The organism is Arthrobacter sp. OAP107, from assembly GCF_040546765.1.
GTDB lineage: Bacteria > Actinomycetota > Actinomycetes > Actinomycetales > Micrococcaceae > Arthrobacter.
In genome coordinates this window covers 3,031,109-3,044,172 of record NZ_JBEPOK010000001.1, presented here as the reverse complement: position 1 = coordinate 3,044,172, position 13,064 = coordinate 3,031,109, and the positions used below count along the sequence as shown (strand labels likewise).

Annotated in this window: 9 protein-coding genes; 2 read left to right on the top strand and 7 right to left on the bottom strand. The window is 63.1% G+C overall.

Annotated features, from left to right (window positions below; genetic code table 11):
- Window positions 1-120: 120 nt before the first annotated feature.
- The 4 genes from ABIE00_RS14040 to ABIE00_RS14025 all read right to left on the bottom strand — a co-directional run bounded on the left by ABIE00_RS14040 (window position 121) and on the right by ABIE00_RS14025 (window position 4,775).
- Window positions 121-864: an SDR family oxidoreductase gene (locus tag ABIE00_RS14040; protein ID WP_354261211.1), complete on the bottom strand. Its 744-nt coding sequence runs from the start codon at window positions 862-864 to the stop codon at window positions 121-123.
- A gap of 31 nt (window positions 865-895) precedes the next feature.
- Complete coding sequence (locus tag ABIE00_RS14035) at window positions 896-1,651, bottom strand: SDR family oxidoreductase (protein ID WP_354261209.1); 756 nt, start codon at window positions 1,649-1,651, stop codon at window positions 896-898.
- Window positions 1,652-1,755: 104 nt separating this feature from the next.
- Window positions 1,756-2,673 carry an RNA polymerase sigma-70 factor gene (locus ABIE00_RS14030; RefSeq protein ID WP_354261207.1) on the bottom strand — a complete coding sequence of 306 codons (918 nt, stop codon included), beginning with the start codon at window positions 2,671-2,673 and terminating at the stop codon, window positions 1,756-1,758.
- Between the two features lie 785 nt (window positions 2,674-3,458).
- Complete coding sequence (locus ABIE00_RS14025; protein ID WP_354260771.1) at window positions 3,459-4,775, bottom strand: IS110 family RNA-guided transposase; 1,317 nt, start codon at window positions 4,773-4,775, stop codon at window positions 3,459-3,461.
- A gap of 1,074 nt (window positions 4,776-5,849) precedes the next feature.
- Here ABIE00_RS14025 and ABIE00_RS14020 point away from each other — a divergent pair.
- Window positions 5,850-6,929: a LacI family DNA-binding transcriptional regulator gene (locus tag ABIE00_RS14020; RefSeq protein ID WP_354261205.1), complete on the top strand. Its 1,080-nt coding sequence runs from the start codon at window positions 5,850-5,852 to the stop codon at window positions 6,927-6,929.
- A gap of 76 nt (window positions 6,930-7,005) precedes the next feature.
- Here ABIE00_RS14020 and ABIE00_RS14015 read toward each other — a convergent pair whose 3' ends face one another.
- From ABIE00_RS14015 to ABIE00_RS14005, 3 genes are all read right to left on the bottom strand, one after another.
- Complete coding sequence (locus tag ABIE00_RS14015) at window positions 7,006-8,346, bottom strand: MFS transporter (RefSeq protein ID WP_354261203.1); 1,341 nt, start codon at window positions 8,344-8,346, stop codon at window positions 7,006-7,008.
- Window positions 8,347-8,531: 185 nt separating this feature from the next.
- Window positions 8,532-10,220, bottom strand: coding sequence for a hydantoinase B/oxoprolinase family protein (locus tag ABIE00_RS14010; RefSeq protein WP_354261201.1), 1,689 nt, complete (start codon window positions 10,218-10,220; stop codon window positions 8,532-8,534).
- Window positions 10,213-12,279 carry a hydantoinase/oxoprolinase family protein gene (locus tag ABIE00_RS14005; protein WP_354261199.1) on the bottom strand — a complete coding sequence of 689 codons (2,067 nt, stop codon included), beginning with the start codon at window positions 12,277-12,279 and terminating at the stop codon, window positions 10,213-10,215. The genes ABIE00_RS14010 and ABIE00_RS14005 overlap by 8 nt, the downstream gene beginning before the upstream one ends.
- A gap of 495 nt (window positions 12,280-12,774) precedes the next feature.
- Between ABIE00_RS14005 and ABIE00_RS14000 the strand changes: the two genes are divergently transcribed.
- Window positions 12,775-13,035 carry a hypothetical protein gene (locus ABIE00_RS14000; protein ID WP_354261197.1) on the top strand — a complete coding sequence of 87 codons (261 nt, stop codon included), beginning with the start codon at window positions 12,775-12,777 and terminating at the stop codon, window positions 13,033-13,035.
- The last annotated feature ends 29 nt before the right edge of the window (window positions 13,036-13,064 follow it).

Genomic DNA, 13,064 nt, shown 5'->3' with positions numbered 1-13,064 from the left:
AGCGGTGCGAAGGGCATGGGCGAGCTCCTCGACCGGGCTCTGGTCAGCGCGTTCTACCGAATAGCTGGGCGCGGAGTGCCCTTACAACGGTCCTCTGTGAAGGACACCCCGCGGGGTCCGCTACTGCTGGTTCAGCCATTCTTCGAAGCGGGTGTTATAAATGGTCGCGTCGATTCCTGGAAGTAGTTCGCCGTCCTGGAGTATGGCGTTGAAGTAGCGTGCGGTGGGGTCGGTGACGACCTCGCGGGGGTCCCCATGGAAGCTGAGGCCTTTGCGGATGAGGTCGTCGAGACCGAACTGCTCGGGGCCGGCGACCTCAACGGTAGCGTTTAGTGGACGTCCGAGTGCGGTGCGTGCAACAGCGCTGGCTACGTCTTCGGCGGCCATGGGCTGGATCAGGGCGGGTGACAGCCGAACGGTGTTTCCCTCGGTCGCTGCCTGGGCGATGCTCTTGACGAACTCGAAAAACTGCGTTGCATGAACGATCGAATACGGGACGCCCGCTTCCTTGATGAGCTTCTCCTGAGCGATTTTCGCCCGGAAGTAGCCGCTCTCGGCCAGGCGCTCGGTGCCCACGACCGACAGGGCGACGTGGTGCCCGACACCGGCCTGTTTCTCGGCGGCGAGCTGGTTGCGGGTGGAGGTGGTAAAGAAATCCAGCACGGCCGCATCTTCAAACGAGGGTGAGTTCGACACATCGACTACGGTGTCGGCTCCCTGCAGCACATCTGAGAGGCCCTCGCCGGTGAGCGTGTTCACCCCCGAGTCAGGGGAGGCGGCCACTGCTTCGTGTCCGTGTTCGCGGAGCCTGCCGACCAGTTTCGAGCCGATCAGGCCAGTACCGCCGATAACTACGATCTTCATGATCTTCCTTTCAATAACTTCTTGTAACGAGCTACAGGCCGGGCTGGGAGGTCGCATTCAGCCACTCCTTGAGGGTGATGTCCCCGATGCGGGATTCACCCACGGGAACGATGCTGGTCTCTTCGATTGGTATGCCGAAGTAGCCGGCCTGGGGATCAGTGACCACTGGGCGGGAGTCGTTGCGGGCAGCGAGAACACGACCCACGAATTCATTAAGTCCTGCGCGCCCAGGGCCCGCCATTTCAAGGACGCCGTCAATCGCGGGCGAGAGGGCCGTCTCCGCCACAATGCGGGCAACGTCGGCAGCAGCCATCGGCTGCATCAGGTGACTTGTCACGTAAACCGACCCGTCGCGGGTTCCTGCATCGGCGATCATCGGGAGGAACTCGAAGAATTGAGTGGCCCGCAGGATGGTGTATGGCACTCCGCCTTCCCTAATTGCCTTCTCCTGCGCGGTTTTTCCGGCGAAGTAGCCGACGCCGATGCGGTCGGTTCCCACGACTGACAGGGCCACGTGATGCCGTACGCCGGCCCTTTTCCCGGCAGCGAGGAGGTTGCGGGATGACGTGGAGAAGAAGGGAACGACCACCTTCTCATCGAAATCGGCGGTGTTCGTCAAGTCGACGACTACGTCCGCCCCCACCATCGCCTCATCCAATCCCTGGCCGGTCACGGAATTGACCCCGGTGGAAGGGGACGCCGCTTTAGCCTCATGGCCCTGACTGCTGAGGATCTCCACAACCTGCTTGCCGATCAGCCCAGTGCCGCCGATTACAACGATCTTCATGATGATCTTCCCTCCGATAAAGGCTTAGCGGAATGCAGTGGCATTCCGTCCACCAGCTATGACCGGAGATCACACCAATCTGTGACAGGCTTTGGAAAATTGCGTCAGCCGCCAACCCTTGTCACGCCGGAGAGTTTGTCTGGATTCATCGTCCACAACAGCCGGTCGATACCATCGGCAGACGCAGTGAGAGTCACCACCGCAAACACCACACTGTCCTGGGCCAGCCGCGCGGAAGGCCGGCCGTTGGCCATAAAGGGCTGGGTATCGACACCAAGCCAGAAACGCGACGCGAACGCCTGGTAGTACTTCGCGACCCGTTCCCGTCCGACAACAGGGAATTTGGAAGCCCGGACCTTACCGCCGCCGTCGGAGTAACTGACGACGTCGGCGGCGAACAGTGCCTCCAGCGCTGCCAGGTTTCCGGTCCGGGCAGCAGCAAGGAATGCCTCCAGCAGCTGCCGTTGCTCACTGACGCTCACCTCGGCGCGTTTCTCCTCAGCAAGGCGTTTGCGCGCCCGGCTGACCAATTGGCGGGCATTCCCTTCTGTCTGCTGGATGACCTCAGCGATCTGCTCATACGGGTAGTCGAACGCTTGCCGCAGCACGTAGGCCGCCCGTTCGGTCGGCGACAACTTTTCCAGTATCAGCAACACCGCAAACTCGAGCGCTTCACCGTGCAAGGCGCCCAGTTCGGGGTCGGCGCTTGTGTCCACAGGCTCGGGCAGCCAGGGACCGACGTACGTCTCACGACGGACACGTGCCGACTGCCCGGCGTTGATGGCAAGACGGGTGGCGGTGGTCGCCAGGAACGCCGGGGCGTGCCGAACCAGGCTGCGGTCGCATGTCTGCCATCGGACCCACGTCTCCTGGACGATGTCCTCCGCCTCGCTGACACTGCCGAGCATGCGGTAGGCGATCCCGAACAATCGAGGACGGACCTCAGCGAAAATTGTCGATGCCGTTTCCAGTTCGGCCGTTGACCCTGTGTCGGCATCCATGCGCCCAATGTTACTGCTCACGGGTTGGAGCCTGGGCCGGCTGTGAACGCTGGATTCGTTCTCCCAGGCAATTCAAGGGCCGATAGTTGATATTCCGTCGACCCTGCATGTTCCTGCCGAAGCTTCACACGAGTAGGGCCCGAACACGCCGACCTTTCCTGGCGGTCCAAGTAGCGAAACCTTGGCCAAGAGCTGCAGACCGGAGTTCCGTGTCTAAAAGCTACGTCCCGCCCCTTGAAGTTGGCTAGGGATGTCACCGACAACTGAAGCGAGCCAAGGAAACAGGGGGGGAGCAAGTGGCGTTGACGACCCCTTCCAGCAGGCCAAGTCAAAGAGCCGATAATTGCGATTCGTCATGCTGCAAACGCGCTGGGCCTCTTGGCTGTTCGGTACCCCTGTTGCGGCGAGGTCCGGATCATGCCGTCTTCCATTGTCGCGCCCATGAGCGACTGTTCGAAGGAGGCTGCGACGCTATGGCATTCATTGAATCCCATCCCCCGGCTTGCTGGGGACAGAAGCGCCGGGCCAGTCGTGCGTCGGATTCCGGCTCAGCCACGGAATGTGGGCGGTGTGGCGGCCGGCGGTGGAGAGGGATTCTCCACGTCCGGAGGGACCGTCGCACGCGGATGGGTCGTGGCTCAGAACGCTCACAAAAGAGGGTGTGGACAGTGATGCTCCTATTGTCGTCAAGGGGCTCGGCGCCCCGAGCGTCGTTGAGGTTACCGGGGCTGAAAGCTCCGGCGTCAAGGGTCTGTCGATCGCTGCGCGACGGCCTGCGGCCGCTCTTGACCCCAGAGCTTCCCCGGTCATGACGGCAGGGATGGCGGGGGCGCCGAGCCTGTCGCCTGTTCCCCGACGCCAGATTGTCTGCGGGTCAGATCCGCAAGGCAGAGGCCCGTCCCGGCGGTTTCTGCCGATGGAGAGCTGAGCCACTGCTTGTAGCGTTGGTAGAACTCGTCGTGGCGGGTTAGTCCGCGTTCGAGCCGGGATAGTGATGTGGGCCAGACATGGAGGCGATCTGCGGCGGCTTGGAGGGTGATGTTCTTGCTCTTTCGCAATATGCGGAGGGCTCCGGCGTCTGGTGCCGGTTGTGGGTGGATGAGCTGGTCGTAGATTTCGCGGGCGATGTAGCGTTTGAGGCAGCGGATTGCTTCCTTGGTGCTTTTGCCTTCGGCCCGGCGTCTGGCGACGTAGTTCCTGGTGCGGGTGTCGGTTTTCATCCGGACCAGGGCAACGTGGTGGATGGCTTTGTTGGCCTGCCTGTCGCCGCCGCGGCTGAGCCGGTGCCGTCTCGTTTTCCCCGATGATGCCGGTATCGGCGCGACCCCGACGAGGGCGGCGAATTTCGCTTCCGTGGTGACCCGTTCGGGGTTGTCGCCGACGGTGACCAGCAGTTGGCTGGCGACGTCCGTTCCTACGCCCCTGACGTCGCGGAGCATCGGGGCATGGATTGTGATGATCGCGTCGAGTTCGGCGTCGATCACGGCCACTTCCTGGTTCAAGGCGCGGTAACGGATGGCGAGGCGTTTGAGCACGGCCGCGGTGGCGTTCACCGGTTCTGTCAGGTCCCCTGCGGGGCGGGTTTTCTCCAGCGCGGTCATCATCGCGGCGCGGGTCAGGTGCCGGTATTTGGCCCGGAGCGCCTCGGGGGCTGCGGTGAGGATGCTTTTGATCTGGGTCATGACCGCTACCCGGGCGCGCATGGCCGTGGCCCGTTCGGCGCGCAGGACCCGCAGGGATTCCACGGCGCCGTTCCGGGATTTTGGTGTTGCGACGTTCCGGCCGGCCAGCGCGGCTTCTGCCGCCTGGTAGGCATCCAGAGGATCGGATTTGCCCCTGAGCCGGCGGCCCTGCCGGTTCGGGCGCATGACTTCCAGGACCCGGATGCCTTCCCCGGTCAGGACGCGGGCGAGTTCGGCGCCATAACTGCCGGTGCCTTCCACTCCGGCGGCAATGACCGGGCCGAATCCGGTGATGAAGGCCGCGATGTTCCGGTAGCCGGCACCCACGGCGAGAAACTCTTTGTCGGTGATGTGTCTGCCGGTCTCGTCGATGATTGCGACGTGGTGGGTGTCGGCGTGTGTGTCGATCCCGGCGATGACTTTCAGATGTTGGTTTGTCATGATGAAACTGGCCCTGCCTTCCGTTGCGTGCGGTGGGACATTAGGGGCACGCCGGCCGGGTGGGCAGACAAGACAGTAATGGGATTCTTCGAGCAGGCTCCTATGAGGTCATGTCCACCTGGCCGCCGCGTTTAGTGCAGCCTGCGCCGCGGCGGACAGATCATTGTCAAGACAAACCCTTCGCAGGGCGTCAGTCACACCCAGAGTCACACCGCAACACAAGCCAATTCCATCATTACTGTCCACACCCTGGGCTTCGTATTCGGTTGTATCAGCATCGGACTTGGCTGCCGGATGGGGGAGGTTTTCGAAAGAGGGGGTGATTTTCAGGGGGAGCGGCCGGTTCGAGTCCCACCCCGGGCACGTGTTTCCCTGCCCAGGGGCCTCTTAGTCTCTGAGTGCGCGCAAATTGTTAACTTTTGGGCCCCTTCGGGGCCTTGTTCTAATAGTTGACCTTTGTCCGTTGGTACCTGTTCATGGTCGCGGTTGGCCTGGGCAACATGAGCCGAGGGCAATCGGGGATAAATTTCTGTTCTGCTCGACGTTGGTTGCTCATCCCGCTCCTCCTCCTGAGCTTTTGATGACGTTCTTCTTCTTGTCTTCATGGTGAGTTCGGGTTGAAATTGCATGACCTTGGGAGTTGGGGAGCCATCCCGTGGGATTGCCTGTTTTGCTCCACACCTGTTAATATCAGGGCCCCCCGGGTATCTGCATGATTGTCAGGGTTCTTTGGGGGCTTCCTGACGGGCGTGCTCGGAGGCGGCCGGCTCTCCCACCCGGATAACGAGCCATGGGTAGGCTGCGGGGGAGTGGCGGCCCCACCTGCTCCCGCAGGTTTTTCAACAGGCGAGTTGAAAGACGTTCACCCGAGACAGGGGCGACCGAATCACTGGGGATTGGCAGTGGATGTCCCTCCGTAAACTCGTGGTTTTCCAAGGTCAAATTGTCGCCACACCACGGAGCTAACTAGCCTTGCGGGCGGCCGTGAGAGGATGGTAACGATCCCAATTTATGGAGAGCGTTGTTACGGCGGCCTCGTATGCAGCGCCGAAACATCGTGAGGAGAGGAACCACGTGAGCCGTCCACCGCTTCCTCCGGCCACCATCATTGATGTGGCCCTGCGGGCAGGTGTGTCGAAATCAACGGCTGCCCGGGCGCTGGCCCAGTATGGGTCCGTCAGTCCCAAGACGAGGGAACTGGTCCAGAAAGCGGCGGATGAACTGGGGTACCAGCCCAATGCTCTTGCCCGCAGCATGATTACCGGGCGAACGCGCACCATTGGCGTGGTGATACCTGATGTCGGAAACCACTTTTTCGCCGTTGCGATGCGGGGTATTTCCACCGCAGCACGCGAAGCAGGCTATGAGGTTCTGCTGAGCAGCACCGAGGGTGATCTGGCGTTGGAGCGCCGTGCCGTTGAACTTCTGGCCGGTAAGCGCGTCGACGGGATTGTTGTGGCACCGGTTTCGACAGAGGAAACGGACCATCTGGAAAGGCTCGAGGGCCAGGGCATAGCCGTGACGCTGCTGGACAGGCCAGCGCCGAACGTAAAGGCCGCTTCCTACATCTCCGTGGATCACGTGGAGGCTTCCAGCCTTGCCGTCAACCACCTCATCGATCTAGGACACCGGGACATCGGGATTGTCACGGAGGCACTGATGCCGGCCGGGTGGGAGCCCGGCAGCGGCCAGGATGGTAAGCACCTGCGGCCCAGCGGAGCCCGTCTGGTCGGTTATGTGAATGCGCTCCGCGGCGCCGGGATTCGCTACCGCGACGAGTACGTCGCACGTAGCGCCTATGCAAAGGCCGCGGCGTACGAGGCGACCAAGAGGCTGGTGAGGACTAACCCGGGGTTGACGGCGATTTACTGTACCGACAGCGAGCTGAGCGCCGGGGCGTTTGCCGCTTTGCAGGACATGGAGATCTCGTGCCCGAAAGATATGTCGCTGATCGGGTTTGATGATCAGGAGTGGGCGACTTTGGTCCGTCCCAGGCTGACAGTCGTGGACCAGCCCAGCTATCAGCTCGGGATGGCGGCCACCGAGGAGCTGCTGTTGACTATCGGTGCGGCGCAGGACCGCCGGGGAGACCGGACGCTGAGTGGCCGTTTGATCGTGCGGGATTCCACCGCCAGGCCACCCAAACACTCTTGACCGCTGAGTGATAACTGCTTACTGGGCTGGACAGGCTAAGGGCCGGGACGCGTGCGCGCCCCGGCCCGGTTACTGATCAGGCTGTGACTGTTACCGCCGTTTTGGCAGGCTGCGTCCGGCGGAGTGCCGCGGGCAGGGCGAAGACCGTGACGCAGATCGACACAATGCAGGCAGCGGTGGTGTACCAGCCGAAGGAGACGTTGGACCCGGTGATGGAGAAGAGCCAGACGGCGACGAGTCCTGCGGTGGCACCGATCACTGAGGTGCCGATGTTGAAGTTCAGGGCTGCTGCCGTCGCCCTGACTTCGGGCGGGAAGCTGAGCACGTAGGCGACGCTCAGGGGTGCCGCGATGAGGTTGTTGATGAGGGTGAAGACGATGACGGCGGCGGTGGCCAGCAGGATGGATTTGTTGCCGATGGCGTAGAACGCCGGAACGGTCAGGGCGACGAAGAGCCCGTATCCGGTCAGCAGTACACGCCGGGCGCCGTACTTGTCCGAGAGCTGGCCGCCCCAGATGCTGGTGATCGGGCCGACGAGGTAGGTCAGCATGGAGGCCAGGAGGGCCTGGGAAGCCGGGAATCCCGCGGTGATCAGAGCAGTGACGAAGTAGGCCTGGATGGTGTAGGAACCGATTCTCTGCCCAGCGCCCAGCCCGATGGCCTTGAGCATGTCTGACCAGTAGAGGCGGATCGCGGTGCGCAGCGGAGTTTGCTTGACCTTCTCGGCTGCAACTGTGCGGACGACTTCCTGGAATTCCGGGGTCTCGCTCAGGTGGTTGCGCATGTACACGCCGATGAGGGCGATGGGGATCGACAGCAGGAACGGGATGCGCCATCCCCAGGAGGTGAAGGCGTCTGCCGGCATGGCGATGCTGAGAACGTAGGCCAGCCCTGCTGCGAGGAAGGAACCCACTGAGGCCGTGGAGTTCAGCACTCCGGCGATGAAGTTGGGACGGCGGCCGCGTTCATGTTCGAAGAGGAAGTTTGCTGCCGTTGTGTATTCGACGCTGGCTCCGATGCCCTGAAGGAGTCGGGAGAGCAGCAGCAGTACGGGTGCGGCAGCGCCTATGGCCGCGTAGGTGGGCAGGAAGCCAATCCCTGCCGTGCCGATGCTCATCAGGGCGATGGTGAGAATCAGAACGAATTTCCGCCCCTTGATGTCAGCCAGGGGGCCCAGGATGATGCCTCCGATGGGGCGGATGGCGTAGGAGAGAACGACGCCGACGTACACGGCCAGGAGGGCGACGGTGGGGTCGTCGGAGGGGAAGAACTGGGTGGCGATGATTGCTGCCAGGGTTCCGTAGAGCGTGAAGTCGTAGTATTCGACCACGTTTCCGAGCATGGTGGAGGCAAAGATTCGCCGCCGTGCTGCCGGTGCCGCCAGGAGGTCGGTTTCCGGTGTCCTGCTATCAGACATGTCTTTTTTTCCTTTGGGATGAAGGCTGAGCCTCGCGGCGTCAGCGGAAGGATTCCTGCGCGCGGCGTCTTTGCCGGGCCGGCATCTGGCCATCACGGGAGGTGAAGAGTGGGTGCGCCTTGGTGCAATGTGATGCTGGGCGGGCCGGTGGGCAGCCCGTGGTGCTGCCCACCGGCCGGTCCCGGTCAGGAACCGTCGGGCTTCGTGAGGTCCCGCATCTGGTCGGGGTATGCCTGGCGGGCGTAGGCCTCGGAGATTTTCTGTTCGGCCAGGTCACGGGCGACTTGCTCCGCCTCCCGGAGCGCGGGTGAACCGTAACCGCCGGCACCGGCTGTCTCAATGGCGACGCGGTCCCCGGGTTGGAGCACGGTGTAGCCGTGGTCGATGGGCTGCGCTTCCGGGTTGAGCACGGCTTTCGCACTGGCTCCCGGGAGTCCTCCGTCCAGGCCCCAGGGCTGGGACTTCTGCCGGCTGGTGTCGAGCCAGAAGTGAATATTGGGGTCTTCGACCCGTACCGCCCGCCGGATGCCGAGCCCTCCGCGGTTGCGGCCCGCCCCGCCGGAGTCCTGGATCAGTTCGTAGGCCTCAATGACGAGTGGGTATTCGGCTTCGAGGCTCTCCACGGGAAGGTTGGAGGTGTTGGTCATGTGGACCTGGACGCCGTCGAGTCCGTCCTTGGTGGCCCGTGCTCCGCAGCCGCCGCCGATGGTTTCGAGGTAGACGAACTCCTTGCCTGTGCGGGAGCTTTTCCCGGAAAAGTGCACACCGGTGTTGGCTCCGTTACTGGCTGCGGTGACGCGTTCGGGGACGGCCTCGGCCAGGGCGCCGTGGACCAGGTCGACGATGCGCTGGCAGGTCTCGCTGCGTCCGTTGACGGCCGCGGGTTCCTGGCAGTTGATGATCGATCCCGCCGGTGCCTGGATGCGGACCGGGCGGTACAGTCCCGCGTTGGGTACGATGTCGGCGTCGATGAGGCTCTTGAGGGAGTAGTAGACGGACGCATACAGCGCGGTCCATACAACGTTGACGCTGGCCCTCACCTGTGGAGGATTGCCGTCGAAGTCGAACAGGATCTCATCCCCGGAAACGGTGATCCGGATCTGCAGTTCGAGTTCGTTGTCCAGCTCGGGGCAGTCGAACTTGTCGGTGAAGGAGTAGACGCCGTCCGGCATGTTGCTGATCGCCGCGCGGGTTCTGCGTTCGGTGTAGTCCAGCAGTTCGGCGGCGGCTGCGACCATGACTTCCCGGCCGTAACGGTCGCAGAGGTCCTTGTACCGCTGGCAGGCGAGCCGGTTGGCTGCCTGTTGGGCCCGGAGGTCGGCCTGGCGTTCGTGGGGGACCTGGCAGTTGAGCAGGATCAGGTTGAGCATTTCCTGCTGCAGTACCCCGGCGCGGATCAGGCGAACGGGCGGGATCCGCAGGCCCTCCTGGAAGATGTGGGCGTGGCCGCGGTCACCGAAGTCGGCATGGTGGGCGAGGTTGGCGGCCCAGGCGGTAAGCACACCGTCGATGAAGATGGGAGTGGCCAGGACGATATCGGGCAGGTGCGACCCGCCACCGCTGTAGGGGTCGTTGCCGATGAAGGTGTCCCCGTCGGTGATCTCTTCGAGGGGGTAGCGGGACAGGATCCCGTCCACGATGCCCATCAGTGAACCGAGGTGCAGGGGGGACCCGCCTTCATCTTGGGCGATCCCGTGTCCGGCGGCATCGAAGAGCCCGGCGGTGCAGTCCCTGCGTTCCTTGATGTTGGTGGAGTAGGCGGCGCGGACGAGTGTGCCGCCCATTTCCTCGACGATGGTTGACAGTGCGGAGCCGATGACCTCAACCAGAACGGTGTCCAGGCGGTCGGGATCGGCTGTGAGCGGCTTATTCACTGGTGCTCCTTCGGATTTCGATGACAAGGTTGCGCAGGTCGTCCACGACGCAGACGTCCGAAGGCAAGAGAAGGGTGGTGGTGTCCATCTGTTCGACGACGGCCGGTCCGGCGATGCGGTGGCCGACGTCCAGGAGGGAACGGTTATAGACGGGGCACGGGACGTAGTCGCCCTTTTCCGGCAGGAAGACGTCCCGGTACCCGATGACGGCGTCTTCGGGCTTCCGTCCTTCCACGGTTGAACGCCGCAGGTCGGCACGCGGAACGGTCGCAATGGCCTGGACGCGGAAGGTCACGGCTTCGACGATTTCGTTGCGGGCACTGTAGCCGTACATCCGGTCGTGGGCCCTCTGGAAGCCTTCGATCAGCGAGTTGATCGACTCCCCATCCAGAACACCGTCGGGGACATCGACGGGAAGTTCGTAGTTCTGTCCGGCGTAGCGCATTTCGATGCGGCACAACAGGCTTCGACGGTCCTCTTCGATGTTCTCCTCCGTGAACCAGGCCGTAGCCTGCTCCGTGAGTTCGGCGAAGACCTGGCTGAAGCCGGCGGCTGCTTCCGGCGTGACGGGGATGATCTTGGTCCGCATGAAATCGCTGCGGATGTCGGTCATCAGCAGTCCCAGGGCGGACTGGGCGCCGGGTGTCTCGGGAACGATAATTCTGTTGATTCCCAGTTCGGTGGCCAGGCGGGACGCGTGCAGTGGACCTGCGCCGCCGAACGGGACAAGGACATAGTCGCGGGGGTCGTATCCGCGCTGTACCGAGATGACGCGGATGGCCCGCGCCATGTTGGCGGTGACAACCCGGATGATGCCCTGTGCAGCCTCGGCCACCGTGAGGCCCAGCGGATCGGCAATGGCCTTGATGGCGCGGTGCGAGGCCTGGGCATCAATTTTCAGCTGGCCGTTGAGCAGGTAGTCAGGGTTCAGGACCTGCAGGACGACGTTGGCATCGGTCACCGTCGGTTCCTGGCCATTGCCGTAGCAGGCAGGTCCGGGGAAAGCCCCGGCACTGGCCGGGCCGACGCGCAGATGGTTTCCACTGTCGATCCAGGCGATTGAACCGCCACCTGCCCCGACCGTGTGGATATCGAGCATGGGAGAGCGGATGGGACGGCCGTCCAGTTCCATGCTGGATGTGACTTTCGGGGTGCCGTTCTGGACGAGGGAAACATCCGAGGACGTGCCGCCCATGTCGAAGGTGATGATGTCCGGGCTGCCGGCGGCCGTCATGATGGCCGCCGCTCCGACGACGCCGGTGCTCGGGCCGGACAGGACAAGCCGGACCGGGAGTTCTTCCGCCGTCGGGAACGGGATGATGCCGCCGTTGGACTGGGTTACATGCGGCAGGCACCGCAGACCGGCGTCCGCGAGGTTCCGCCGGAGCCGTGCCAGGTACTTCGCGACGACCGGTCCCACGTAGGCGTTGGTCACAACGGTTGAGAGCCGCTCGAACTCCCGGAACTCGGGCAGGACGTCACTGGAAAGCGAGACGTAGGCTTCCGGGAACTCCTCGGCGACGATCCGTCCGATTTCACGCTCGTGCTCCGGGCGCACGTAACTGTAGAGAAGGCAGACGGCAATCGATTCGACGCCCTGGGCCTTCAGCTCCCGAACTGCGGCCCGGACCTCATCGTGATCCAGGGGAATCTCCACCCGGCCGTCGTGCCGCACGCGTTCATTGACCTCCATGCGCAGATCGCGCGGGATGAACGGTTCGGGCTTGTCCGCCTGGAGATCGTACATGTGCGGCCGGCGTCCGCGGCCCAGCTCCAGCAGATCCCTGAAGCCCTTGGTTGTGATCAGGCCAGTGCGCACGCCGCGGCCGGTCAGGAGGGCGTTGGTACCCACGGTCGTCCCATGGGCGAAGTAGCTGATCTCCCCGATGTTCCGTCCGCCAATCTGTCCCAGCAATTCATGAACACCCTGGATGATGGCGCGCCCCGGGTCATCCGGCGTCGAGGAAACCTTACGGACATGTACCTGTCCCGTGGATTCGTCGAACGCGCAGAGATCGGTAAACGTACCTCCGGTGTCGACACCGATTCGTAAGCTCATTGGTTTGGTCCTGCCTGTCTGCATGCCAGTGATTGCGGCTGCTGATGTAGAGGTCTTTAGTCGCCCGGGTGCTCCGATTGGGAAGGTTCCCATCGGGCGATCTGCATTCGAGTGTGACATGAGCTGGATCACACGTCAAGAGTTTTTGGGATCGTTCTCAAACCTCCGCTCTAAAGATCGTCGATGCGGATTCTCACCTACTGCTCGGCCACCACAAAAGGTTATTGACGCCCGCGTCAGTCAAGCTGTACCTTCAAACAAGCAGCTATTGGGAACGTTCCCCATACGGGCGGCTCCAGTTACTATTCAGAAGGCTCTGATCCTTGAAAAGACGAAACCGATCCTCCGTCGCCACGCCTACGGACGACGTGCGCCCGGTCCAGGTAAGTGAACGGCACGGGTGCGGACACTTCGACCAGTCCGCGCCCTGTCCTGCTTGTGTACGTCCGGAGACGGACTGATGGGGGCGCCCGCCCCCTGCCCGGGAGACTGCCAGTGAATGAACCGCCGGACGGCCGCTTGCTGGTTCAGCCTCGGCACAAGGCGCCCACCCGGCTCATGGCCACGACCGGAAGTCATTGCCCGCTTTCGGGAACCTGGGCCGCCAAGGCGGGCGGACAGAACGTCACCGTCTGGCTGGGTGAAGGCCAGATTATCCCTCCTGCCGCCGGGTCAGTAGCCGTCTGGATCTACGAAGTCGGCGACGGCGGCAACGGCATGGCCGGAACAAAGACGGGGCGCGGCGCCGACACATAAGCATCTATTCGAACTCACGAAAGCGAAGG